Source organism: Cobetia sp. SIMBA_158 (genome assembly GCF_046566945.1).
Classification (GTDB): Bacteria; Pseudomonadota; Gammaproteobacteria; order Pseudomonadales; family Halomonadaceae; genus Cobetia; species Cobetia amphilecti.
Genome location: NZ_JAWJYL010000619.1, coordinates 1 through 259 on the forward strand (window position 1 = coordinate 1; position 259 = coordinate 259).

1 protein-coding gene is annotated in these 259 nt (G+C 48.6%); it reads right to left on the reverse strand.

Features of this window, described 5'->3' with window-relative positions; translation table 11 throughout:
• Positions 1–259, reverse strand: a 259-nt coding sequence (locus R2R70_RS21310) for a PQQ-dependent sugar dehydrogenase (protein WP_410979096.1), incomplete at both ends; no start/stop codon positions are given.

Genomic DNA, 259 nt, shown 5'->3' on the forward strand with positions numbered 1-259 from the left:
TGGGCTAACTTTAAGTAATTCCCCACTGGACTCGTCGGTGAGAACGTATAAATAACCGTCGGGTCCAGTGCGAACATCACGAATTCGCTGCCCTCTGTCCGTTAAAATACGGCCATCCTCTGTCACTTTGTCGCCGTTGACGCTCATCACAATGACATCTTTATCTTTCAGCGCGCCAATAAATAATTTTTGCTGCCACTGGGGGAATTTATCGCTGTTATAGAAGGCCATGCCGCTCACAGCGGGCGAATCTTTCCAG